We start from the raw sequence: 23,998 nt of genomic DNA on the forward strand, positions 1-23,998 counted from the left end.
GTTTCCCGAGAGGGCGTCACTATCCCGAGGCTTCTGACGGCGGAGACATGGACACTACGATGGGCTACCCTCTCGCCCAACAGAGGTGCGTGAGTGCCAGGTCATCGGCCCCGCAGCAATCGGCACCGGCCATGGCGTGCCGGTCAGGCGCTCTCTCGGCCGGATCGAGAGTCGGTGCCGAGCCCCTGACGCCACAGGCGCAGCCGGAACCGGGCCAGCTCCTTGAACGCCCTCCACACCACGTGCAGGCGGGCTCCGGTCGGGCGGCCTGCCTGGCGAGGCCGGTGCGTCACGGGCACCTCCACGATGCGGAACCCGAGCCGCCGGGCCAGGACCATCCACTCGGCGCTGAAAGTGGCACCGCGGCTCTGCACCAGGGGAGCGAGGGTCCGGATCACGTCCTGGCGCATCAGCTTGAAGGCGCAGTCCACGTCCCGCACGGTGTAACCGAAGAGGAGCGATACCAGGAAGTTCCAACCCCAGCCGTAGAGGAGGCGGAGGAAAGGGTCGCGGCGGGGCGCACGGTATCCCACCACCATGTCGGCCTCCTCCCTCCTGTCCAGCAAGTGGGCCAACTCTTCCAGGACGAACTGGCGATCGGAGTCGGTGAAGAAGACCCACTCCTTGGTGGCTCCCGTGAGGCCACTGAAGACAGCTGCCCCATAGCCCCGGTTCTGCGGGTGCGCGATCAAGCGGACCTGCGGGTGCTCCGCGGCGAACCGATGCACTTCCTCCGCGGTGGCGTCGGCACTGCCGTCGTCCACCACGACGATCTCGTAGTCCTGGGCCAGCGACCGAGCCACTCGCACGGCGTCCTCGAGCATGCCGCGGATGTTGTCGGCCTCATTGTAGGCGGGCATGGCGATGGTCAGGTTAAGGTCGGCACTCAAGGATTCACCTCAGACCGAGGATGCGACGCCAGTCGGCGTTGGTGCCGGGATGGGTGGGTTCATCGTCGTGGGATGGCCTTGCCAGCCAGAGCTCGCGTTGCTGGCGCAACCTGGCGGCGGCAGCAGCGGCTGCCCCGCCCTCGATCTCGTCCACCAGACGCTTCAGGTCCTCTAGGAAGTCAGTGAGGCTGCGTCGACCGGGTTCGGCGTCGGCAGCGGAGACGATGCCGCCGAGGAAGCTTTCGCCCAGCCGGGCCAGCCGGATCGTCTCCTCTGGCAAGGCCTCCGCCAGCCAGCCCACGTCAGCCTGAGAGAGGCCATCACAGAGCCGGCCGAGGGCCACGGCGGCGGCGAGTGCCGGAGTACCCTGAAGGGCCCACATGAGACTGTCGTGCTCGCCCGGGTCCAGGAATGCTGGGTGGGCACCAATGCGCTCCACCAGGCCCACCACTGCGTTTACGGCGGCGGGCGAGGCCCCCGGAGATGGGGTCAGGCAGTAGGTGGAGCCCAAGAGGGCATCACCATCCGGGGTGGCCGGCCGGGCTAGGGGATGGCCGCCGACGTAGTGGGCGTCGGAAGCCATCTCGGACGCGGCCCAGCGCGCCAGCGGCGCCTTGAGCGGGGCCGTGTCCGTCACCACGGTGCCGGCGCTGAGGTCGCCCTTGAGAGCTTCCAGAGTGGCCAGGCACTCGTCCGTAGGGAGAGCTAGGATCACCAGGGACGCTCCCTCCACAGTGCTGATGAGGTTCCAGTGGGTGCGGTGAACGGCTCGGCGCTGCTGGGCAGCTCGCGCGGCCTCGGGCTCGCGATCGTGGCCGATGACCTCTACGTCGGGGGCACGGGCGCGCAGGGCCAGACCCAGAGACTGGCCCATAGCTCCCAGCCCCACGATGGCAAGCCGGCCCTTGTGCTTAGGCATGGTCATCGGCCCAGCGGAGAATGCGGGCCTCCTCGTCCCCCTCGCTCTCCCTGCGGTGGTGGCAGCGGATCAGCCGTACCGTCCGGGCGGAGGCGCCTGCCTCACGGGCGAGGGCGGCGCTCTCACGGGAGTGCCGCAGGTGGAGGCCGAAGGGAGCCAGCAATCGGTAATGCTCCCACCGGCTCAGCCAGCGCAGCAGCCCAGGGGCGACTGCCTCCAGCAACACTATCACGGTTCGGTGCCAGGGAGTGAAGCAGGCGCCGCGCTTGCCCACGTCGTGCAGCAGGGCCGCGGCGATCAGGTCACGGGAGGCGTATCCGCTGTTCAGCAGAAGACGGGCCACAGAGATGGCGTGCCTCTGGTCGGCCTCTGACTGCGAAAGGAATAGGACCAGTTGCTGGTCCGGCAGCCACTCCTCGGCTAGGGCCCGGTCCAGGTTGGAGACGCCGGGCCGGGCGGAGCGAATGAAGCGGTACACTCGCGAAGTCACGCGTTCGACGGGAGTATGCGCAGTCGGCTTACTCATAGCCCCCACGTCTCGGCCGGGCCCCTTTCACGGACTGCTGTCCGGCCGGCCTTCGCTATCCCAGAACCATTCCCAGGATCGCCCTGGCCACCGGGACCAGAGTTGCTCCCAGGAGATCGAACCTGATGAAGCCGCCAGACAGGATCAGGAAGAGGAGGATCAGAGGGCCGTAACGCTCGGTGCGGGATAGGGCGTAGGCCCAGTTCGGCGGCAGTAGCCCTACTGCGACTCGATACCCATCTAGCGGGGCCACAGGGAGAAGGTTGAACACGGCGAGGTAGATGTTCAGCTGCACCACCGTGAGCAGAACCTGACCCAGGGCCGGGACCAACATCCCGCCGCGCATCATGTCCATGGTGATGAGGCCGGCGCGGAAAGGAGCGGCGAAAACGTATGCTAGCAGGATATTAGATATAGGACCGGCAGCGGCCACCAGCCCCATCCCCAGGCGGCCGTGGGGCCGCAGGTTGTAGGGGTTCACCGGCACTGGCTTCCCCCAGCCGAATCCGGAAACGAGGATCATGATGGTGCCCAGAGGGTCCAGATGCGCCAACGGGTTCAGGCTAAGCCTGCCCAGGCGTTTGGCGGTGGTGTCGCCCAGGTTGCTGGCCACCAGAGCGTGCGCGGCCTCATGGGTGGTGAAGGCGATCAGCAGGGCGATTACGGAAGCCAGCAGCTGGGCTATGGTGGCATTACTGAAGAGCATTCGGGTCGCGTCTCCCACTAGGTCCGGTGCCGACGGGTCACTGACAGTCAACCCGATTATAGCACATGCGGTGGGTGAGCACCCTCCCGGGTCTGGCAGGTAAGAGCTCAGGATCGGGGGGACGGGCATGTCCGGGCAGGAATCGCACGGGGTAGACTACCGTCCCGGAGCGGTTAAGCTGGGAGGAAGGCGGGCCTCGGCCGGGCGAGCTCCGGATTTCAACAGCATCCGAGGAGTTCGCGCGCGAACGCGCCAAGGGTCCCTGGCAACCGATGGCCCCGTCTGGGCGCCGGTGCGCCTGAGGGCGCGCACCCATCAGGGCATGAGGCCAACAACCTGCGAGCAGTTCGCGCACCCAGGCGCGAGGATGTCTGCGGCGGCAGGCGTCCCGTGGCACACTGGACGCCCCCGGAGAAAGGAGCCAGGCCCGCCGTCACGGCGGGCCTGGAGACGATGGGCTTGGATGTTGGGCTAGTACTCGGGCATCGGCGGCGAAGCGGGCGCCTTCTGTTCCTCGGGCACGTCGGTGATCAGCGCCTCGGTGGTAAGGATCATGGCCGCGATGGAGGCGGCGTTCTCCATGGCGCTGCGAGTGACCTTGACCGGGTCGAGAATACCGGCCTCGATCATGTCCACGTACTTCTCGCTGATGACCTCGAAGCCGACGGACTTGCTGCGGCGGGAGCGCTGCAGGCGGCGCACGTTGTCAATGACTACGGCCCCGTCCTGGCCGGAGTTGTGGGCCAATTGCCGCAGCGGCTCCTCGAGGGCGCGGCGCACGATCTCCACGCCGGTGCCGACATCGCCGTCTTCCTTCAGGCTATCCAGGGCAGCGGCGGCATTGATCAGAGCCACCTCGCCACCGGGGACGATGCCCTCCTCGACCGCGGCGCGCGTGGCCGAGAGAGCGTCCTCAACCCGGTGCTTCTTCTCCTTCAGCTCGACTTCGGTGGCAGCACCCACCCGGATGATGGCTACTCCACCGGCGAGCTTAGCCAAGCGCTCCTGGAGCTTCTCGCGGTCGTAGTCGGATGTGGTGGTCTCGATCTCGCGGCGGATCTGCTCCATGCGGCCGCGGATCTCCTTTTCCTCGCCCCTACCCTCGATAATGGTGGTGTCGTCCTTGGTGGCAACGACGCGTCGGGCCCGGCCCAGGTCCTGTAGAGTGACGTTCTCGAACTTGCGGCCGGTCTGCTCCGAGATGACCGTAGCCCCCGTCAGGATGGCGATGTCCTGCAGCATGGCCTTGCGCCGGTCGCCGAAACCGGGGGCCTTGACGGCCAGGGCGTTGAACATGCCCCGAAGCTTGTTGAGCACCAGGGTAGCCAGGGCTTCGCCCTCGATGTCGTCGGCGATGATGACGATATCGCGGTTGCCGGACTGAACCAGCTTCTCGAGCACCGGCACGATGTCCGTGGCTGCAGACATCTTCTTGTCGGTGACCAGGATGTAAGGCTCCTCGATCACCGCTTCCATGTTCTCGGCGTTGGTGACGAAGTAGGGGGAGATGTACCCGCGGTCGAACTGCATGCCCTCGACGTACTCGGTTTCGAACTCGATGCCGCGAGACTCCTCGACTGTGATAACGCCATCCTTGCCGACCTTGTCCATGACCTCGGCGATGAGGTTGCCGATCTCCATGTCTCCGGCGGAGATGGCGGCCACGTTGGCGATCTCCTGGCGGTCCTTGACCTCGAACGCCATCTCCCGCAGGGCGGCAACCACGGCGTCAGTGGCCTTCTCAATGCCACGCTTGAGCAGCATAGGGTTGGCGCCGGCGGCCACGTTCTTCAGGCCTTCGTCCACCATGCTCTGGGCGAGCACAATGGCGGTGGTGGTGCCGTCGCCGGCCACATCGTTGGTCTTGGTCGCCGCTTCCTTGAGGAGCTGGGCGCCCATGTTCTCGTAGGGGTCCGCCAGCTCAATGTCCTTGGCTACGGTCACGCCGTCGTGGGTGATGGTGGGAGCTCCGTACTTCTTGTCCAGGGCGACGTTGCGGCCCTTGGGTCCCAAGGTGGTTCGGACGGCCTCGGCCATCTTGTCCACACCCACCTTGAGGTGCCTTCTGGCATCTTCGCGGAAGACTAACTGCTTGGGCATCTAGAGAACCTCCTGTCGGGTTGTCCTGATCTGGCGAATCACTCGATGATGGCGAGTATGTCGCTCTCTTTGAGAACCAAGAGCTCCTTGTCGCCCAACTTCACCTCGGTACCCGCGTACTTGGCGTAGAGGACCTTATCGCCCTCCTTGACCTCCAGCGGGACCCGCTTGCCGTTGTCATCGAGCCGGCCGGGGCCAACCGCGATGACCGAACCCTTCATAGGACGCTCCTGCGCGGTGTCGGGCAAGTAGACACCAGTCGCAGTCACCTGTTCCTCCTCGAGAGGCTCGACCACAACGCGGTCGGCGAGGGGTTTGAGGTTGGCTGCCATCTGACGACCTCCTCCAATGATACTGCTTAGGGCCTTAGCACTCGGATATGCCGAGTGCTAAACCGGCGCTAACTATAGCCTAGGCATGCTCGATACGCAAACCGCTCCTACGGCGCTAGCGGCCTACCAAGGGCAAGTAGAGGCAATGCAGGCCGCCGATCTCCTCCTATCTTCGCCAAAGATGCCAATCTCTCAGGAAGTGCGCTAACCCCCCCAAAGCGATGCATCTGCGCCCTGTCCAGGCGCGAGCCGGGCGTCCTATGATGCGATCGGAGCCCGCCGAAGTGTAAGGCCAGGCCCTACGGTGGGCAAACTTCCAGACCGCGTCGCGCGCCTGCTGACTCCGGATCCAGTTCGAGAGCCCGCTGAAGGATGGGAGTGGCGAGGGAGCATTGCTCGGTGTAGGCGAGACACAGACCCAGCTGAGCGTAGGTGGTGGCACTCTGAGAGCCCAGCTCTATGGCCCGCTGGAGGTAGGGGATGGCCTTCTCGTAGTTCAGCCGGGAGTAGTAGGCGGCGCCCAGGTCCGCGTGAGCGCGCATATGCTCCGGGTCGGCCGCCACTGCCTCCTCCAGGGCTGCGATGGCGTCGGCGCTACGGCCGGCCACGAGCAGGGCGCGGCCCAGAGCCTGCAGGGCCATGGGGCTCTTTGGGTCCTTACCGGTGGCCATCTCGAAGTACTCGAGGGCCTGGTCGGGCTGCTGCATGCCCAGGTAGGTGTAGCCGATGTTCACATAGTAGAGGAACAGCCCCGGGTCCAGCTCGGCGGCGCGGAGGTAGGCCTCGATGGCGTCGTCATACCGACCCAGGCGCTGGAGCAGGTAACCCTGGTTGCGATGAGCCATGCCCAGCTCGGGATCGAGCTCCAGGGCCTCCTCGGCGGCCCGCCAGGCCTCGTTGAGGTCCCCTCGGTCGGTCAGCACTTCAGACAGGACGGCGTAAGCGTAGGCGTCTGAGTCATCCGCTCGCACGGCATTGCGGGCGTAGTCAAGCGCCGCATCCAGATTCCCCTCCCAGTCGAGTGCCTGGGCGATCGCCGCCAGGGCTGTGCTGTAGTTCGGCCTTACGGCCAGAGCAGCGCGGGCGGACTCGATGGCGGCGGGAAACCGCTCGCGCAGGATCAGGAGAAGCGCCCTTTCAGTGAGCAGATCGGGGTCATTGGGAGTTAGCGCCAGGGCGCGGTCGTAGGCCTCTATGGCGCCGCTCAGGTCTCCCGCGGCTCGCAGAAGGGTGGCGGTGGCGTGGTAGTAGTCGGCCGAGGGCGTCGGGGTCGGGGTGGGGGAGAGGGCCTTGAACCACGGAAGGCGCTGCAGCCCGGCGTACGACAGAAGAACGATGGCTACCAGGTAGAGCAGGAAGGTGCGAAGGCGGCCTCGCTTTCGCTTTGTGGGAGCTCGACGCAAATGCATGGGGACCCGGGCGTCAGCCCCGGTGCCCGTCGCGCAGGAAGGCCGCGCCGAAGGCGTGTGGCAGAAGTGCCCCCAGGGTGGAGCGGGCGACGACGCGGCCGCCCTCGGAGATCACGACGGCGCAGTCCGGGCGGGCGAACTCGGCCAGTACCTGTAGGCAGGCCCCGCAAGGCCAGACGGCTGGCTCGGCGCTGAGGGCGAGGGCGACGATGCCGGGGCTGCCCTGGGAGATGGCGCCGAAGAGGGCCACTCGCTCGGCGCACATGGTGAGGCCATAGGAAGCGTTCTCCACGTTTGCCCCGGCCGCCACCCGCCCATCCTGACCTAGGACGGCGGCACCCACCCGGAACCGGGAGTAAGGGGCGTAGGCGTGAGCACGGGCCTCCGTGGCGCGGACGACCAACTCCGGCACCAGCTCCTCGATGGCGCTGCCAACCGATCCGTCGCGAGTCAGGCTCTTCTCGGGCATGGTAGCGCCATTATAGTCGTGGGCTGAGAGGGGGAACAAGAAGGCCCCCGATAGGGGGCCGAGTGGTGGCCCATAGGGGAATCGAACCCCTGTTTCCGCCTTGAGAGGGCGGCGTCCTCGGCCGCTAGACGAATGGGCCAGTGACCCCAACATGTTACCAGGGCGGGACCAAGTGCGCAAACGGGACCAGGAGTTCGCTCCCACGGCGAGCTGCGGCATGGACCACCACGCGGCTACCGGAGAGCCAGGCCACGGCCACCGTGCGGCGGACTCGGAGTCGGCCCTTAGGCAAACAAGGAGGACGCCTACCCTCACGTCTCGAGTGTGGTACTAAGTACTAAGTGACCACGCCAGAAGGTCCGAGTCGGGCTAAAGCCTGGGATGATCCTGCCGATAGGTAGGGCGAAGCACATAACCATAAGGAGGTGACGCTGAAGAGGACCAATAGCGAATCGCGACTGACGTCGGCATGAACGGCATCATGGAGACCCCAGAGGGGTCATGGACCCCGGGTAAGGACACCCGGGAGAGACTGCAAGGAGACAAGCAATGGCACAGGCAGATTTCACCCGTATCGCGTCCAACATCGGTGCACTCGCATCTCTCTACTCGTTGCGCAAGACGAACAACACGCTGGGCGTACACCAGAACCGCCTGGCGACCGGTCGGCGCATCAACAGCGCCGAGGAAGACCCGGCCGGTCTCTCGATCGGTACCAAGATGTTCGCCCGCAGCGAGGGCCTGAAGGTTGCTCTCGACAACATCGGTGATGCCAAGAACCTGCTGTCGGTGGCCGAGGCCAGTCTGCAGAGGATGAGCGACATCCTGGTGCAGATGCGCAGCAAGGCGGAAGCCGCCGCCAACGACACCCTCGGTAGCACCGAACGCAACGCCATCGCCTCTCAGTTGAGCCAGTTCGCACAAGAGATTGACACCATCGTCGCGGAGACCAAGTGGAACGACAACAAGCTCCTCGACGGCTTGCAGGCCTGGGCGGGCCAGGGCAACAAGATCATCTTCCAGACGGGCGCCAACACGGGCGAGACCACCGAGCTGACTAGCGCCAACTTCGGCGCCGTATCGGTGGCGGCGTTGTCGTTGGCAACCATCACGGCTACCTCGGAGGCGTCCGAGACCGAGGACGCTGACAGCGTCCTCAACGAGGCCGCCATGACGGCGGGCAACGCCACCTTCGCCAACCTCAGTGAGCTGGAGACCGGCACCTACACTATCAGTGTGGTTATCGGGACCACCGACGGGAGTGCGAGCGACAGCTACATCCAAATACTGGACTCCTCCGGCAACCCGCTGCTAGTCGATGCGGATGGTGCCGACGGCGGGCTGGTCGACAACAAGCTGACTTTCGCCTACGACGCAGCTTCCGCGTCTGACCTCAATCTAGGCGTCGGGCTAGCGATCCAGGTGGCGGACGGCCTGGCTGGGGGCAGCTACAGCGCCACCGTCACCTACACCAAGGCCGGCACCTACACCGTAGACGTGGGCGACAACACCGCTGCCTCGGCCTACATGACCGTGGTAGACGGCGCCATCACCGAGATCTCGAACCGGCTGGCAACTGTGGGCTCGCTGATGGCGCGGCTGTCCTTCAAGGAAGAGGTCGTGTCCGTGGCCCAGGTGAACACGGAAGCTGCCTACAACCGAATCATGAACGCCGACATGGCTTACGAGCAGACCCAGGCCACCAAGCTGGCGATCCTGCAGCAGACCAGCCTGGCGATGCTCGGCCAGGCCAACATGATGCCGCAGAACATACTGGCCCTGTTCCGGTAGAAGCGGTTGGCATCGGGCGTTCGTCTCTCGACAGGGGGCCGCCCGGCCCCCTGTCGCAGCTAGGGGGTAGGCAGCGTGAAGCAGGATCAGGGGAAGACAGCCATCTACAGAGAGCATCGGGTCATGATGGCCTCGCCCATCGAGCGGGTGATCATGGTGTACGATGCGGCCCTCACAGCCTGTGCCCAGGAGGACATGGAGCGGGCGCTCAGAGCCGTGTCGCTTCTCCGCCAGGCTCTGAACTGGAAGGCGGCGCCGGAACTGGCTCCCCGCCTGCAGGCGATCTACGAGTTCTGCGAGGAGTGCATCCGAGCCAGGGACTACGCTACGGCTGCTCCCCTTCTCCGGGAGCTGCGGGAGGGCTGGGCCCAGGCGCGCGCCAGCCTGGGCGCAGAGAACCGGCGCTCGGTCGAGGTCGAGACAGGCGCGAGGCTCATGCCTGTGGGCGTGGGCGCCCTCAACATCGCCGGTTAACGAACGAGGTCACTGGGGGACTAGAACATGGTGTCGGCCACTGGCGATTTCGGGTACCTGTCCACTTCTGCCATCGAGAGCCTGGTAGCGGCGAGCATGCAGTACCGTCAGCGGCTGGTGACGCGGATCAAGGACGACGTGAGCCAGTTGCAGGTGCTCAAGGGCATCCTCACCGACCTTACCGCCAAGCTCAGTTCGCTAAATGGCGTGGCCAAGCAGCTCGCCGGATTCGACAGCACCTACACTTTCGGGTCGGCGCAGAAGGTGGAGCCGGGCACATCGGGCGTGATCACTGCTTCGGCGTCGTCCGCCGCATCCGCGGGCGACTACAGCATCGAGGTCACCTCTTTGGCGAAGGCGCACACCATCATAGGTCGGCGCTACGGGCAGGTGGACCAGGCCCTAGGCCTGTCGGGCACGTTCTACCTGGGGGGCAAGGCGGCGAGCGAGGCGGCGGCGACGGTGATCAATTCCGGCGTCACCGGGTTCGGCACGGGCGAGGTGGCCGGCGGGCAGACGCAACTCGGAAGCGGAGACTACTACGTCGAGTTTCGCCAGAGCGGCGAGAACTGGCAGTTCCGACTGGTGGACGCCGGGGGCACACCCGTGTCCATCGGCAAGGCGGACGGCACGGAGGGCGCTACGGCAGCGTGGCAGCCCTTCGCTGACGTTGCGGGCAGCACGTTCGATACCGGTCGCGGGCTCACCATCACCTTCGGGGCCGAGCCCGATGGGGCCCGCTTCATCGGAGACGCAGGCACGGCGCGGGTGGCGTACTCGGCCCAAGGGGCGGCCATATCGGTGGTGGCGACCGACAGCCTGGCCGACATCAAGGCGGCCATCAACGCCGCTTCCTACGCTCCTGGCAACACGATCACCGCCAGCATCGTGGACAATCAGCTGGTGCTGACGGCTGCGGAGACGGGTGCGGCCCACGCCATCGCGGGAGAGGACACCATCGGTAGCGTCCTTCAGGACCTAGAGCTGATGGACGCAGCCGGGAACGCGCTGCACCAGGTGCAGGCGGCCAGCGATGCCTGCCTGACTATCAACGGCTCCATCGTGGTCACCCGGAGCCGTAATTCCTCTCTGACTGACGTCATCAGCGGGTTGACGCTCAGCCTGGTGGGCGAGGGCACCACGACGCTCAAGGTCAGCACCGACCTGAGCGCGGCCCAGAACAAGGTCAGCGACTTCGTCAGCAAGTTCAACGACGCCATGACCTACCTGCGGGCGAAGACGGCTCTGACGCCGTCCACCTCCACCGCGTACGGCAGCAATCCCACCTACACCCGGGGCGCACTCGCCGGCGACAGCACTTTCACCATGCTGAAGAGCAGGCTGTATCAAACGATAACCGCCCGGTACGAGGGGGGCAGCCTTCAGGACTTGGGAATGGCGGTCAACGGCTCGACCATGTCGCTGGAAGTGCAGGACTCATCCAAGCTGGCGTCGGCGCTGGCCACGGACTTCGAGGGGACTGCCGCCCTTCTGGCGGAGGTGGCTGCCGCGCTCTACGGTGTGGTGGAGCCCTACGTGGGGAGCACTACCGACGGCATACTGGCGCGAAGGAGTACGTCCGTCGAGGGAGAGATGAAGGCGTACAACAAGCGGGCGGCGGAGATGAGCGCCAGCATCGAGCGGGAGGCTCAGCGCATGCGCGAGCAGTACTACCGCCTTCAGCAGCAGTACGTGGCGGCACTGCAGCGACAGCAGGAATGGCTGCTGTTTGGCGGCAGCACGCTCTGGGGCTGACTGGCGATCGGTGTCGGCCCCCGGGTGAGGAGAACGCCTGGGCAAGGAGAGCAGCATGGATGCATCGCACAAAGTAGAGCTTGGCTTCCATCCCGATCGCCGGTCGGCATCGGATGCCGCCGATCTGGCCTGGCAATCCTACATCAGGGCCTCACAGGAGCGGGCCCCGGTCAGGGAGGCCCCTGCCGGCGAGAAGGGCGCCGCCCTGGAGGATGCCGCCAAGCGGCGGCCTGCCGGCGGTGGATCCGCTTACGTGGAGTTCGAGGTGCAGGCGGACACTGGTGAGGTGCTGGTGAAGGTGATTGACGGCGAGACGGGAAGGATAGTGCGGACCGTTCCTCCGGAGGAGCTGATGGAGGCGGTTCGCAGTGGGGAGGACTGGGCCCGCTACTGGCGAATCTACGTCTAGGTGGCGTCGGATGGCGAGGCCATTGGCTGGAGACGGCGACCCAGGGGCCCGTGCCGACGGTCATCCTCAGGGCTGCGCCCAGCGAGGAGCGATGTCGCGCCGCCGCCTTCCGGCGGTGGTTCTGGCCGGTCTGGTAGGAGCGGTCGGTCTGTGTCAGTGCGGGGTGCGTGTATCTACCAGCCCGCCGGCCACGCCCACCAGGCCCGCCCGGCTGCCAACGCCGGATTCAATAAGTGGTCCCCAGGCGGCCCCACCGTCGGAAAAGGGAGCGGTTGCCAGTTCCACGCGGTCGCCGTCGCTGCGGACGAACGTCGTCCAGTTGGTCTTGCCGACCGAGATACCGTCGCCCATCCCTACGCCTGTACCTGCCCCGCCCGAGCGCCTGACCATCCCCGACCTGCGAATGGACGTGGCGGTAGTCCCCGTGGCGTGGACCGTAACGGAGGTGGATGGAACGATGGTGAGCCGCTGGCAGGACCCACCGGTGGGGACAGCCGGTTGGCACGTGAACTCCGGTCGGCCAGGGTCGGGCACAAACATCGTCATCTCGGGGCACCACAACATCGCCGGACAGGTATTTCGCGACCTCATACTGCTCGAGCCTGGGCAGATAGTGTCGCTCTGGGCCCAGGGCAGGCGTTACGACTACGTAGTGGCCGAGAAGCTGATCCTACCCGAGCAGGGGGTACCGCAGGAACAGCGACTGCAGAACGCGTCGTGGATGCAGCCCACGCTAAACGAGCGGCTGACGCTCATCACCTGCTGGCCGCAGTCCTCCAACACGCACCGGCTGGTGATCTGGGCTCGGCCCTATCCGGACGCGCCGGTGGCCTCTCTGGCAGAGCGATAGCTCCCTCTACCTTGCCTTTCACAAGCGCTCGAGCCGACTCCGCATCCGGCTGAGCTCCTCGTTCACCTCTTCCAGCACCGATACGGTGCGGCGTGCCAGTGAGACTTGTTCCCACTCTGTCTCCGTGAGGGAGGCGGTGCCCGCCACGCTGAGCACCGAGTCGCGCTGGGCGCTGGCGTCCGTGAGTCCGGAAACCTTCAGTTTGACCAGTCCCGACCCGCAGGCGAGGGTGAGCTCGAGCGTGGCCGTGCGGCTGACGAACCGCTCGAACGGGCCCTGCACGATGGAGGCGGCGGCTACCCGATCGTAGTGCACAATGGTCTCGCGGTGGCGCCAGTGTCCGCCGGCATACCGGGCCACGCCAGGCATGATCTCCAGCCGGGGTGCGGCCGAGGACCGAGCCGCGATCAGCATAGCGACGGTACCGAGGACGGCTAGGAGCAGGAACGTGGTCAGGCCGGCCAGCGGAGATACAACGCCGGCCAGGGCCAGGCCGGCTACGGCCAGGCTCAGAGATGCCCAGGCAGCAGCTAGAGCGGCGGCACGGCTGTTGTAGAGCGTCCGGTCAGGGCTGAGGGCGAGGTAGGTGCGTTCTTCCGCCGGCACCGGCAAGTCCGACTCCCCCGGTGGGCGGGAGGGCTGGGGCAACTGGGGAAACTGAGCTTTCATCGCGGTTCACCTATCGCGATCCAGGGCTGCCAGGGCGGCGGCGTATATGTCCTTTAGGGGTGTCCCCGTGGCCTCGCTGAGACGGCGGCAGTCCTCGTATTCGGGAGCAGCATTGACTCGCTCCTCCCCCAGGTAGGCCAGCTTGACCTGCACCATCCCCCATTTGGTCTGAACCGCCACGCTGTCGCGCCGCAACTTCAGCCGGTCAACCCGGTGATAGCGCACCCCGAGGCTGGTGGTGTGGCGCAGGATGGCCCCGGCGACCGACGGGAGATCGGGTTCGGGGCACAGGGCGCTGAGCACGAAGCCTGGCCGCCCCTTCTTCATGGTCACGGGCGCCAGAGTGGCGTCGAGCGCCCCGGCCTCGAGGACGAGCTCCATGGCCCGCGGAAGCCACTCCGGGTTGACGTCGTCGAGGTTGGCTTGCACCTCCATCACCGTGTCCGACTGGGCCCCGTCTGCCCTCTCCCCGAGGAGCAGGCGGAGCACGTTGGGCCGTCCCTCGGGGTCCCTGGTGCCGGCTCCATAGCCAATGGCCCCGACTACCATCGGGGGCATGGAGGAGCCCCGAGCGAGAGTGGTGAGGATGGCGGCACCAGTAGGAGTCACCCACTCCCCCTCGGCGTCCACCGACTCCACGGGCCATCCCCGCATCAGCTCGGCCGTCGCCGGAGCAGGGACCGGGAGTGTTCCGTGCTCGGTAGTCACCCGACCGTGGGTCCAGGGCAGGGGTGAGCCATAGACCTCCTCCACTCCCAGCAGATCCAGTCCCACGCAAGCTCCCACGATATCCACGATGCTGTCCACGGCGCCCACCTCGTGGAAGTGGACTTGTTCCAGGCTCACCCCGTGCACGTGGGCCTCCGCCTCGCCCAGGCGGCGGAAGACGGCCAGAGCCATGTCGCGCGCCCGCGGGGAGATACCGCTCGACCGGATCATCTCCGCTATGTCGCTGTAATGGCGGTGGTGATGGCTCTCTTCGGCGGCGACCTGGGCCAGGGTAGCCCTCAGCCCGGCCCGCCGAACGGTAGCCGGGCGCAGGCTCCAGCCGGGCAACTGGAGAAGCCGCAGCTGCTCGGTGAGGCGGGACACGTCGAGCCCGGCGTCGAGCAGGGCCCCCAGGACCATATCCCCCGAGATCCCCGAAGCACAGTCGAGATAGCAGACCCTCAAGACTCCTCCTTGCCGGCGGGGACACTGATGGCTCGCATGATGGTGCTGGCAAAGTAGGCAGCCCCGAAGCCGTTGTCTATGTTCACCACTGCCACGCCGGAAGCGCAGGAATTAAGCATGGTGAACAGGGGTGCCAATCCTCCTAGGCTGGTACCGTACCCGACGCTGGTGGGCACGGCCACCACGGGGGCGCTGATCATGCCACCCACGACGCTGGCGAGGGCGCCCTCCATGCCGGCCACCACGATCACCACGGTGGCGCCGGAAATGAGGTCCAGATGAGCGAGCAGCCGATGGATGCCCGCCACGCCTACGTCGTAGACGTGCTCGACCCGATTGCCAAAGTACCGCGCAGTAACGACCGCTTCCTCAGCCACGGGTGAGTCCGAGGTGCCGGCGCTCACCACCGCGATGTAACGATCGCCCTTCGCCTCCGGGGGATCGCCTGTGGCGATGACGCGGGCGCCATCGTAGTAACGGGATTCGGGCATCCGCTCCTTGACGGCTTCGAAGTGGGCGGCGCTGGCCCGTGTCGCCAGGGCCAAAGAGCCGTTCGCGGCCAGTCGGCTCATTATGAGAGCGACCTGCTCCGGTGTCTTTCCCTGGGCGAAAACCACCTCCGGGAAGCCGCGGCGGAGCTGGCGGTGATGATCAATGTGGGCGAAGCCTACGTCCTCAAAGGGGAGCGAGCGCAGCTTCTCCAGGGCCGCCTCGACGGAGAGGGAGCCGGCACGAACCGCGCCTAGGAGCTCCGCTAGGTACGCGTCGTTCACGGGAGGGCCTCGTTGAGACTGCCGGTGCGGTACCCCTCCAGGTCCAGAGCCACGTAGCGGTAGCCCAGCTCCTTGATGGCGGCGCAGACCTGGCCTCGGGCCTCGACCAGGATGGGGATCTGTTCCGGAGGCACTTCGATGCGGGCCACATCGCCGTGGTCGCGCAGCCGATACTGCCTTAGGCCCAGGCCGGCCAGCACCTGCTCCCCGGCCTCGATCCGGCGCAGGGTCTCCTCGGTCAGAGGAGTGCCGTAAGGAACGCGGGAGGCCAGGCAGGCGAAACTGGGCAGCTCGGCGGTAGGCAGCCCCAAGGCGCGGGAGGCCTGGCGGATGTCTTCCTTGCTCAGGCCGGCCTCGCGCAACGGGCTGAGCACGCCCAGCTCCGCGGCGGCGCGCATTCCGGGACGATACTCTGCACCGTCATCAAGGTTGGTGCCGTCGGCCAAGTGAGGGAAACCTCGAGCCTGTGCCAACTCCCGAAGCTGGCCGAACCGGAGGCGCTTGCACACATAGCAGCGGTCTGGACGATTGGCCACGAAGTCGGGCTCGTCGAACTCGGAAGATGGCACCACCAGGTGCTCCACGCCCAGGGCGCGGGCCAGAGCCTGAGCACGCTCCCGCTCAGCGGCGGTGGAGACGGGGGAGTCGGCCGTGATGGCCAAGACATGCTCCTGTCCCAGGGTATCCACGGCTACCTTCAGCAGTAGGGTGCTGTCCACCCCTCCGGAGTAGGCGATGGCGAGACGGCCCAGTCGGCACAGCCGCCGACGCAATCGGTCCAGCTTGGGGTCAAGATTCGCCAAGATCTGATGACTCCTCTGACGGTGCCGCGACTCACGCGTGATGTAAGGGATATTACAGCGCGTACTGGCGAGTAACAACCCACGGGGCATCGCAGCCAGCCGCGCTGCCGCTCTCGGCCGGTGTGGAGGGGAGCGGGTGACGGGGAGACAGGGCGACGCGGAGAAGGGTGCATGACGCGGGCAAGGAAGAACTCGCTCCTTCCCCCGCAGCCGAGTCAGGCGTCAGTCCCCTTGGCCCGCGCCCAGATGGTAGCCCACACGGAGCTCTCGTTCCCCGGGGCACAGGCGGAGCTACACTCCCCGCTCCCCGCGGCGCTGCTGCGCCAATCGCCAGGTGGCCCAGGCTATCGCCCACCGGAGCCGTGTGCTGCCCGCTCCCGGAGCACACGGCTCGCTGTAAGGCAATGATGCCCTCAGTCCTCCAGGATCGCAACCGCCTCGATCTCGACCAAGGCGTCCAGGGGTATGCGGGCGGCCTGAACGGTGGTGCGGGCAGGCGGGTTCTCGGGGAAGAACTCAGCGTACACGGCGTTCATCGCCTGAAAGTCGTCCATGTTCGCCAGGAACACGGTGGTCTTCACCACGTTCTGTAGGGAGGTGCCCGCTGCCTCCAAGATGGCGGCCAGGTTACGCAGCGTCTGCCGGGTCTGAGCTTCTATACCCTCGGCCATCTTGCGCGTGGCCGGGTCGAGGCCGGCCTGGCCGGCGGTGTAGACCATGTTGCCGGCGATGACGGCGTGGGAGTAGGGGCCGATGGCGCGGGGAGCGCCGGGTGCCAAGAGCGTACGTCGATCTGGCATGAGTTCCTCCTAGTTCAGCGGGCCACTATGTTGACCACTTTGCCCGCGGCGTATATCACCTTCTGTATCTTCTTGCCATCTAGGTGCCTTTGAGCGCCGGGGGTAGCCAGAGCCAACTCCCGCACCTGCTCCTCGGGTGCATCGGGCTCGATCTCGATCTTGTCTCGCACCCGGCCGTTTACCTGCACCACCACGGTCACCACCTCGTCGCGGGCCAGGCCTTCGTCCCACTTGGGCCAGGGCTGGAGGTGAATGCTGTAGGGCATTCCCATACGTTCCCAGAGCTCCTCGGTGATGTGAGGGCAGGACGGGGCAAGCAGCAGAAGCAGTGTCTGCAGGGCTTCCCGCCAGATGGGGCGGACGGCTAGCTCGGTCTGCTTGGCCTTGACCAGGTAATTATTGTACTCCATCAGGGCTGCCAGCATGGTGTTGAAGTGGAAGCCCTCCATGTCGTCGGTGACCTTGCGGATGGTCTTGTGCATGATCCGCTGCAGGTCGCGCTCGGCCCGGCCCATGTCCTCGACGGGCTGCGGCTGCTCGGGCGCAGGGTCTACGATGAGCGCCCAGACGCGGTTCAAGAAACGGAACACCCCGTCGATGCCGCGGCTGCTCCAGGGGCCGCCCTCCTCCCAGGGACCGATGAACATCAGGTAGGCGCGGACAGAATCGGCGCCCATGGTGTTGACGTAGTCATCGGGGTTCACCACGTTGCCCCGCGACTTGCTCATCTTCTCGTTGTCCTCGCCGAGGATGATGCCCTGGTTGAAGAGACGCAGCATGGGCTCGTCATGGTCTAGGATACCCATGTCCCGGCATGCCTTGGTGAAGAAGCGGGTGTAGAGCAGGTGCATGGTGGCGTGCTCGATGCCGCCAGTGTACTGATCCACCGGCATCCAGTAGTTGCCCTCGACGGGGTCGAAGGGGCCCTTGTCATAGCCTGGGCTGGTGTAGCGCATGTGGTACCAGGACGAGCACATGAAGGTGTCCATGGTGTCAGTCTCCCGCTCCGCCGGTCCGCCACAGGTGGGGCAGGTGGTGTACCGGAAGCCCTCGTGGTACTTGAGGGGCGACTCGCCCGTGGGCAGGAACTCGGCATCCTCGGGGAGCAGCACCGGCAAGTCCTCCTCTGGGACGGGGACTGTGCCACACCTCTCGCAGTAGACTATTGGTATGGGCGCCCCCCAGTAGCGCTGACGGGATATGAGCCAATCGTGCAGGCGGTAGTGCACCTTGCGTTCGCCGATGCCCTGCTCCTCCATGTAGTCGGCGATTCGGTGCCAAGCCTCCGACGAAGGCAGCCCATCGAACTGCCCCGAGTTGACCATGGTGCCTTCTTCCAGGTACGCCTGCTCCAGCGGTTTGCCGTCCCAGTCGGGTGGCGCGATGACCACGGGAATGCCCAGGCCATAGCGGCGAGCGAAGTCGAAGTCTCGCTCGTCATGGGCCGGCACGCCCATGATCGCGCCAGTGCCGTAGGTGGTCAGCACGTAGTCGGCGACGTATATGGGCACCTGTTGGCCGTTCATGGGGTTCACGGCGTAGGTGCCTATGAATACGCCATCGCGCTCCCTTTCGGTGCTGAGGCGCTCGACTTCGCTCTGACGCAGGGCCCGCTCGCGGTAACGCTGTACCTCAGGCAGCCGGTCGGTGGCAGTGAGGATCTCCACTAGCTCATGCTCCGGGGCCAGGACGGCGAAGGTCATGCCGTACACGGTATCAGGCCGGGTGGTGAACACGCGGATCTTCAGGTGGCTGTCAGCTACAGGCAGATCGAACTCCACGCCCTCGCTTCGGCCGATCCAGTTGGTCTGCATAGCTCTCACCCGCTCCGGCCACTCGATACCGCTGAAGTCCAGCAGCTCCTCGGCGTATCGGGTCATGCGCAACAGCCACTGCTCCAGCTCGCGCTTGACCACCGGAGTGGCGCACCGCTCGCAGTGACGGTCGTCGCCCCAGACCTGCTCGCGGGCCAGGGTGGTGTTGCACACCGGGCAGAAGTCTACCGAGGCCCTGGCACGGTAGGCCAGGCCGTGCTTATAGAACTGGAGGAAGAACCACTGCGTCCAACGGTAGTAGTCGGGCAGGCAGGAGACTATCTCTCGGTCCCAGTCGAACATGGCGCCCATGGTCTTGAGCTGGCTGCGCATGCGGGCGACGTTGTCGAGGGTCCAGGTCAGAGGATGGATGCCATGTCTGATGGCGGCATTCTCTGCCGGCAGGCCGAAGGCATCGAAGCCCATGGGGAACATGACGTTGTGACCCTGCATGCGGATGTAGCGTGCCTTGGCGTCTGACGGCGCCATGGCATACCAGTGTCCGATGTGGAGATCGCCGCTGGTGTAGGGCAGCATGGTGAGGAAGTAGTACTTGGGGAGAGGGCTATCCATGCTGACGTTGTAGAGGCGGTCCTCAGCCCAACGTCTTTGCCACTTCTTCTCGATCTCCGGTGCTCGGTATTCCTCGGCCATCGTTCCTCCTGGTGCCCACTAATAACAGAAGAGCCCTCGTCCGTTCAGGGACGAGGGCTCGCTCGCGGTACCACCCTGCTTGGCGGTGCATCAGGCTAAGGTGGAGCTGAGGGGATTTGAACCCCTGACCCCTTGTCTGCCAGACAAGTGCTCTCCCACTGAGCTACAGCCCCAGATGTCGGACGTCGGGCGCACCGCCCGCTCGAAGGTGTGTAACGTCACCGCTCGGCGCCACTTACTACGATTCAGCGGCGCGGCTCGGGGGCGAGTTCGGCCTTGCGGGCGGCCTCCGGCGCCCTCGCCGGGGTCCCACCGCTCCACCCGGCTCTCTGCGAGGCTGGCCTAGTACTCCCCGTCACAGCCTTTGCGCTATTCGGCTGGTGGAGCTGAGGGGATTCGAACCCCTGACCTCCACAGTGCGATTGTGGCGCTCTCCCAACTGAGCCACAGCCCCAAAGCAAAGTTCATTGTACCGCGAGGCCAGCCGAGTGTCAAAACGGCAGCGCTTATTGGGTAGGCGTTATCTGCAGTGAGACCCGGCAACTGGACACGATACCGGGCATTTCAGGGCCTTCATCGCTCGGTCCTGGGCGCGACGCATGCGCCGGCGGAGCCCCAGCGGCTCGGCTTCACCCGCCAGAAGCCCTCATCGGCCGTATGGAACCGGGAGCAGTTGCCCTGACGTGGAAGCATCTGTCAGAACCGAGGGCTCAGTCGCCGCGCACTGGCGTTGACTCTCAGAGTGCCAGGAAGATCCAGAGGCCATAACGAGCGGATCGGCGGCAGGCTTCCCTTGTGGGCCGATCCCGTGCTTCGTCACCATCAACAGCGGGCCGGGCGAATACAAGATTCGCCCCTACGGCAAGAATGGCCGACGTATACGGGAGGACTGGCCGGCGTACATGGCCGCAGAGATCGGCACATATGGCAGGAATGACCAGCACATGTGGCAGGACTGGCCGGCGTGCAGCGTCGCTGCCGCAATTCGCCCCCCGAACTGAGATGGACCCACGGCTCGAGGATCGGGGAACGGATACGTCCGGGTGGCCGTCGGCCCGGGTGAACCGGCCGGATAGACGTGTCTAGCCGCGTCTCTGGTCACACCGGCTCCGCGGGGTCGCTACCGGGCGCCATGGCCACGGCAGGGGGCGATCGCCGGGCTCGCCAGCGCGCCACCAGGCTCACGGCCGCGAACCCGCCGATGAGCATGAGTGTGAAGGCCACTACGGCCAAGTCGAAGTACTTGTCCAGGTAGTACTTCACCGGTTCCCCGAAGATGGTGATCACCAGACCTACCAGGAAGAAGCGCCCGCCGCGGCCAAGGAGCGAGGCCGCCAGGAAGCGCTTGAAGCCCAGCCCGAACGCACCAGCCGATATGGAGAACAGCTTGTAAGGAAGGGGGGTAAACCCGCCCACGGACACAGCCCACACGTCGTAGCGCTGGTAGTAGTCCTGCACCATCGCGATCTTCTGCGGGCTGAAGAGGCGGCGCAGCACTGGGCGACCGCCCTTGGCACCGATGAGGAAGCCAAACGAGCCCCCCACGAGAGAGGCCAGGGTAGCCACTCCCGCGAACACGAGAGCGCGAGACGTGGCCATCAGGGCGAGCGGTATCATCAAGACGTCCGGCGGCACGGGAAAGAAGGACGACTCAGCGAAGGCGATCACAAAGAGAGCCAGGCTGCCGTAAGGAGTGTCGGCCCACCCGGCGGTCCACACGACCAGGTCTCGCAGTATCTCCAAGGTGCCTCCTATGACCGGACCCTCTCGGGCCCGATGGCCTGAAGCGGGGCCTCGTCTGCGGATGGCAGCAGCCTGGCTTCGCCCCACGAGACGGCTCCAGGCCCCAAGTATGCCACTGCCGGGAAGAAGCAGCAACCCGCCGGCTCAACACCAGCGGGCGGGGAGCCGGCACAGCCTCTACGGGGGCATTCTCCTGGGAGTGCAGCTACTTTGTCGTGAGGGGCAGGTACGACTTGACCGGGCCGCCACTGGCGCTGCCCAGGCTTACGTCGTCGAGGTAGGCCCGGACGGTGCCATAGGTGGTGGCGCCTCCAGGGTCCAGGAGGCAGAACTCGACCGTGACCTGCCCGGCGTAGGGCGACTCATCCTCGGTGAGAGCCAGATAATGGTTCCGCCACTCAGTGTCAGTCTGGGACTGCAAGGAGGCCTTGGCAAGCACCAGCTGGGATGAGTCTCTGATCTGCACCTGGAGCACCTTGGCCATCCCACCCTCGCCCGGCTGCAGCCGATACCAGAACGAGAGCGTAGGAAGATAGGCGCCTTCGACAACAAAGTCCCGGGCGAGGCACACCCCAGTGTAGTCCATGTCGGTGGCCAGCTCCACGCTGCGTACACCGGTGTGGTAGCGATAGTCGGTGACTCGGGCCATGGGGCCAGAGGACGACCAGCCCCCCGGGACCTGTCCCGTCGTCGATTGCTCGAAGGAGCCATCGGAGACCACGTCGTCGGGTGGCATGACGGTCACGGCCACGGGGGATATGCCAGGGCCGATGAGGACGTTGTGGACCGCGGGTGGGGCTCGGAACCAGGTATCTCTGGCGATCACCTGGTAGGCCACGTTCTCCTCGCCCGCCAGGTAGGCGTGCCCGGCGCCGTCGGTGACGGCGGAAGCGACCATGGCAGACTGGGAGCGGAGCTCGAAGGGAATGCCGGCCACAGCGTTGCCGCGGTTGTCCAGGGCGGTAGCCTCTATTACTCGGCCCAGCCGGACGGCCGCCGATTCAGCCCAAGGGCCGTGCATCTCGGCAAAGGGACCCACGTATTGAGCCCAGGCGCGCACGCGGAACGAGTACTCGTGACCAGGGACAACGAGGTTGAACTCCTGTCCGCCACTGGTGGTCTGGGTAAGCCACCGCTGCCAAGGCCCCAGGCCGTCCCGGTACTCCACGTCGTGCGAGATAACCCGAGCCTCAGTGGTCCACGCGTTAGGCACCACTGACTGCCATTTGACCTCGAATGGCCCCGCGGGCGCTGTGTCCGGAACGATAGCCTGGGACACGGGAGCCAGACGCAGCTGGGCGCCGTCTATGAAAGCCAAGTTGTCATAGGCCGCGTGGGAGACGCCTTGCAGCGCCTGCACCCGGATGTAGAAGGTAGCAGAGTATCCCGTGGCCTGAAAGGTCAGGCGGTGGCCCCAGGTGTTGCGGTCCATGTTCTTGTCAACGGGCTCGCCCCAGATGACGCTGGGGGACAGCGGGTTACGGCCGCCGGTGGGATCCACGCCGATCTGCTTCACCATCATGCCGTCAAAGTCCCTGGGATCTTCGACAGCCGAAGTCTGGTAGACGGTGAGGATGTAGGCGAGAGCCGAGTACCACTGGTCAGGCTGCAGGCCGGCCACGATCTGGTACACGCCGGCATCGAAGGGCTCGTCGCTCTTGATGATCTGGCTGTCCCGGCCGTCAATTCGCTCCACGTTGACACCGGCAAACTGAGTGCCCTGTCTAAACTCCACTGAGTTCCCGGAGAGAACGAAGGCGTCCCAGTACTGGCCGACGCGATCGTACACGGTGAAGCCCTCGAAGGTCTCGAAAGACCAGTTCATAACCAGGTTGGCGGCCACACCTTGTGCGCCTACTCCCTCCTCAGCCCGTGCGCCGGCGACGGGCAGAAGAGAGAGGACAGCGAGCGCGAGAACGAGGACGGCCCCCGGGGCAAGGAAGCCGGGGCTGGGCTGGCGGGCGCGGTTCAAGGCTCGACCGCCATGGGTGGACGCACGGGCAGCGAAACCAAGAAGCGAAGGAGGGGGAGCACCGCATCCTCCTGCAGGGACCTGACACGGCCGAGCGCTAGGCTGCCACCGGCCGTGCTGGACTGCGGTGATTATAGCACGGAGCTCCGCTCTCCCGCGACGCCCGCATTACGGCCACACAGCGGCGCGGCCCCAGCTCCTAGACGCTGGAACGTCCCCAGCCAGCCGCGCCTCTGACGGCGCCCACGACAAGGACGGAGATAACCACGGCCACGATCGCCTCGGGGATGCCGTGAGTGATGCCCACCAGTAGCACGCCCTCGCCCGGGATATAGGCTCGAAGCCAGGCCATGCCCAGCACGAGAACCGTGTTGGTGAATGACCCGAAGAGTGCCCCAGCGGCGACGGCGATCGCCTCCCGGCTGCCCTTGCCCAGGAAGTAGACCATCACGGCAGCTGCCAGAGCCACCAAAGCGAGCATGGCCCAGCCGAGCGCCGGCCGCTGAGGCAGCATCTGCACGGCGAACCAGGCGCCGAATATGGCCGTCACCGCTAGGAGGGCGGCTGTAACCCTCTTGTCCGAGCGCAGGGCGCCGGCGTACACGGCCCAGGCGACCACCCCGATGAACAGCCGTGGCAGTCCTACCACTAGTGGGTCCTTGACCGGTATGGCGGCTGGACCGATGGAGAAGAGCCCGAACGCCAGCCCAACCAGGCTGCCTACCACTGGGCCGCCCAGAATGCCTCCCAGTATCGCCGGAATGTGCATCGTGGTGGCGGAACCGGCCGGGGTGGGGACCGGAATGAGCCCAACCATGGGGACTAGCCCGAGCAGAATGGTAAGCGCACTCAGGGTACCCGCCAGAACCACTCCCCGGATGCGACGCTTCGCTGCCGACTGGGCGTCTCGATCAGGACGTTGACCTATTGCTTCACCGCCATGCGCTCCCATGAACGCCTCCCATCG

22 protein-coding genes and 3 tRNA genes are annotated in these 23,998 nt (G+C 65.9%); 5 read left to right on the forward strand and 20 right to left on the reverse strand.

What is annotated here, in order from left to right; all coding sequences use genetic code 11:
* Positions 1-143 precede the first annotated feature (143 nt).
* From HPY83_04045 to HPY83_04085, 9 genes are all read right to left on the reverse strand, one after another.
* A complete protein-coding gene (locus HPY83_04045) occupies positions 144-860 on the reverse strand; it encodes a glycosyltransferase family 2 protein (GenBank protein ID NPV07123.1) in 717 nt (238 codons plus the stop codon).
* Positions 861-894: 34 nt separating this feature from the next.
* Positions 895-1,809 carry a prephenate dehydrogenase gene (locus tag HPY83_04050; GenBank protein NPV07124.1) on the reverse strand — a complete coding sequence of 305 codons (915 nt, stop codon included), beginning with the start codon at positions 1,807-1,809 and terminating at the stop codon, positions 895-897.
* Complete coding sequence (locus HPY83_04055) at positions 1,802-2,335, reverse strand: HD domain-containing protein (GenBank protein NPV07125.1); 534 nt, start codon at positions 2,333-2,335, stop codon at positions 1,802-1,804. Before HPY83_04055 ends, HPY83_04050 begins: the two co-directional genes overlap by 8 nt.
* 55 nt (positions 2,336-2,390) lie before the next feature.
* The gene (locus HPY83_04060; protein ID NPV07126.1) at positions 2,391-3,041 is read right to left on the reverse strand and encodes a site-2 protease family protein; all 651 of its coding nucleotides are present in this window, start codon (positions 3,039-3,041) and stop codon (positions 2,391-2,393) included.
* A 471-nt stretch (positions 3,042-3,512) separates the two neighbouring features.
* On the reverse strand, positions 3,513-5,141 hold the full coding sequence (gene groL / locus HPY83_04065) for a chaperonin GroEL (protein NPV07127.1): 1,629 nt from the start codon (positions 5,139-5,141) through the stop codon (positions 3,513-3,515).
* A gap of 38 nt (positions 5,142-5,179) precedes the next feature.
* Positions 5,180-5,473: a co-chaperone GroES gene (groES, locus tag HPY83_04070; GenBank protein NPV07128.1), complete on the reverse strand. Its 294-nt coding sequence runs from the start codon at positions 5,471-5,473 to the stop codon at positions 5,180-5,182.
* Between the two features lie 299 nt (positions 5,474-5,772).
* On the reverse strand, positions 5,773-6,882 hold the full coding sequence (locus HPY83_04075; protein ID NPV07129.1) for a tetratricopeptide repeat protein: 1,110 nt from the start codon (positions 6,880-6,882) through the stop codon (positions 5,773-5,775).
* 13 nt (positions 6,883-6,895) lie between these two features.
* The gene (gene cdd, locus HPY83_04080) at positions 6,896-7,351 is read right to left on the reverse strand and encodes a cytidine deaminase (protein ID NPV07130.1); all 456 of its coding nucleotides are present in this window, start codon (positions 7,349-7,351) and stop codon (positions 6,896-6,898) included.
* Positions 7,352-7,414: 63 nt separating this feature from the next.
* Positions 7,415-7,490 (reverse strand) — tRNA-Glu (locus HPY83_04085).
* Between the two features lie 410 nt (positions 7,491-7,900).
* Between HPY83_04085 and HPY83_04090 the strand changes: the two genes are divergently transcribed.
* From HPY83_04090 to HPY83_04110, 5 genes are all read left to right on the forward strand, one after another.
* The gene (locus tag HPY83_04090; protein NPV07131.1) at positions 7,901-9,142 is read left to right on the forward strand and encodes a flagellin; all 1,242 of its coding nucleotides are present in this window, start codon (positions 7,901-7,903) and stop codon (positions 9,140-9,142) included.
* Between the two features lie 75 nt (positions 9,143-9,217).
* Positions 9,218-9,616 carry a flagellar protein FliS gene (locus HPY83_04095; protein ID NPV07132.1) on the forward strand — a complete coding sequence of 133 codons (399 nt, stop codon included), beginning with the start codon at positions 9,218-9,220 and terminating at the stop codon, positions 9,614-9,616.
* Between the two features lie 27 nt (positions 9,617-9,643).
* Positions 9,644-11,371, forward strand: a complete 1,728-nt coding sequence (gene fliD, locus HPY83_04100) for a flagellar filament capping protein FliD (protein NPV07133.1) — start codon at positions 9,644-9,646, stop codon at positions 11,369-11,371.
* Between the two features lie 55 nt (positions 11,372-11,426).
* The gene (locus tag HPY83_04105) at positions 11,427-11,780 is read left to right on the forward strand and encodes a hypothetical protein (GenBank protein ID NPV07134.1); all 354 of its coding nucleotides are present in this window, start codon (positions 11,427-11,429) and stop codon (positions 11,778-11,780) included.
* Between the two features lie 10 nt (positions 11,781-11,790).
* Positions 11,791-12,630, forward strand: a complete 840-nt coding sequence (locus tag HPY83_04110; protein ID NPV07135.1) for a sortase — start codon at positions 11,791-11,793, stop codon at positions 12,628-12,630.
* Positions 12,631-12,648: 18 nt separating this feature from the next.
* Here HPY83_04110 and HPY83_04115 read toward each other — a convergent pair whose 3' ends face one another.
* From HPY83_04115 to HPY83_04165, 11 genes are all read right to left on the reverse strand, one after another.
* The gene (locus tag HPY83_04115) at positions 12,649-13,299 is read right to left on the reverse strand and encodes a PH domain-containing protein (protein ID NPV07136.1); all 651 of its coding nucleotides are present in this window, start codon (positions 13,297-13,299) and stop codon (positions 12,649-12,651) included.
* A gap of 6 nt (positions 13,300-13,305) precedes the next feature.
* Positions 13,306-14,427, reverse strand: a complete 1,122-nt coding sequence (gene larC / locus HPY83_04120; protein NPV07137.1) for a nickel pincer cofactor biosynthesis protein LarC — start codon at positions 14,425-14,427, stop codon at positions 13,306-13,308.
* Positions 14,428-14,468: 41 nt separating this feature from the next.
* Positions 14,469-15,245: a nickel pincer cofactor biosynthesis protein LarB gene (gene larB, locus HPY83_04125; GenBank protein ID NPV07138.1), complete on the reverse strand. Its 777-nt coding sequence runs from the start codon at positions 15,243-15,245 to the stop codon at positions 14,469-14,471.
* Positions 15,242-16,138 carry an ATP-dependent sacrificial sulfur transferase LarE gene (gene larE, locus HPY83_04130; protein NPV07139.1) on the reverse strand — a complete coding sequence of 299 codons (897 nt, stop codon included), beginning with the start codon at positions 16,136-16,138 and terminating at the stop codon, positions 15,242-15,244. The genes larB and larE overlap by 4 nt, the downstream gene beginning before the upstream one ends.
* A 323-nt stretch (positions 16,139-16,461) precedes the next feature.
* The gene (locus tag HPY83_04135; protein ID NPV07140.1) at positions 16,462-16,848 is read right to left on the reverse strand and encodes a reactive intermediate/imine deaminase; all 387 of its coding nucleotides are present in this window, start codon (positions 16,846-16,848) and stop codon (positions 16,462-16,464) included.
* 14 nt (positions 16,849-16,862) lie between these two features.
* Positions 16,863-19,316 carry a leucine--tRNA ligase gene (locus HPY83_04140; protein ID NPV07141.1) on the reverse strand — a complete coding sequence of 818 codons (2,454 nt, stop codon included), beginning with the start codon at positions 19,314-19,316 and terminating at the stop codon, positions 16,863-16,865.
* Positions 19,317-19,417: 101 nt separating this feature from the next.
* A tRNA-Ala gene (locus tag HPY83_04145) sits at positions 19,418-19,489 on the reverse strand.
* Between the two features lie 205 nt (positions 19,490-19,694).
* Positions 19,695-19,770, reverse strand: a tRNA-Ala gene (locus HPY83_04150).
* A 644-nt stretch (positions 19,771-20,414) separates the two neighbouring features.
* A complete protein-coding gene (locus HPY83_04155; protein ID NPV07142.1) occupies positions 20,415-21,059 on the reverse strand; it encodes a DedA family protein in 645 nt (214 codons plus the stop codon).
* A gap of 205 nt (positions 21,060-21,264) precedes the next feature.
* A complete protein-coding gene (locus HPY83_04160; protein NPV07143.1) occupies positions 21,265-23,031 on the reverse strand; it encodes a hypothetical protein in 1,767 nt (588 codons plus the stop codon).
* Positions 23,032-23,230: 199 nt separating this feature from the next.
* Positions 23,231-23,983, reverse strand: coding sequence for an ECF transporter S component (locus tag HPY83_04165; protein NPV07144.1), 753 nt, complete (start codon positions 23,981-23,983; stop codon positions 23,231-23,233).
* Positions 23,984-23,998: the final 15 nt, after the last annotated feature.

The sequence above is a fragment of the Anaerolineae bacterium genome (assembly GCA_013178015.1).
Taxonomy (GTDB): Bacteria; Chloroflexota; Anaerolineae; order DRVO01; family DRVO01; genus Ch71.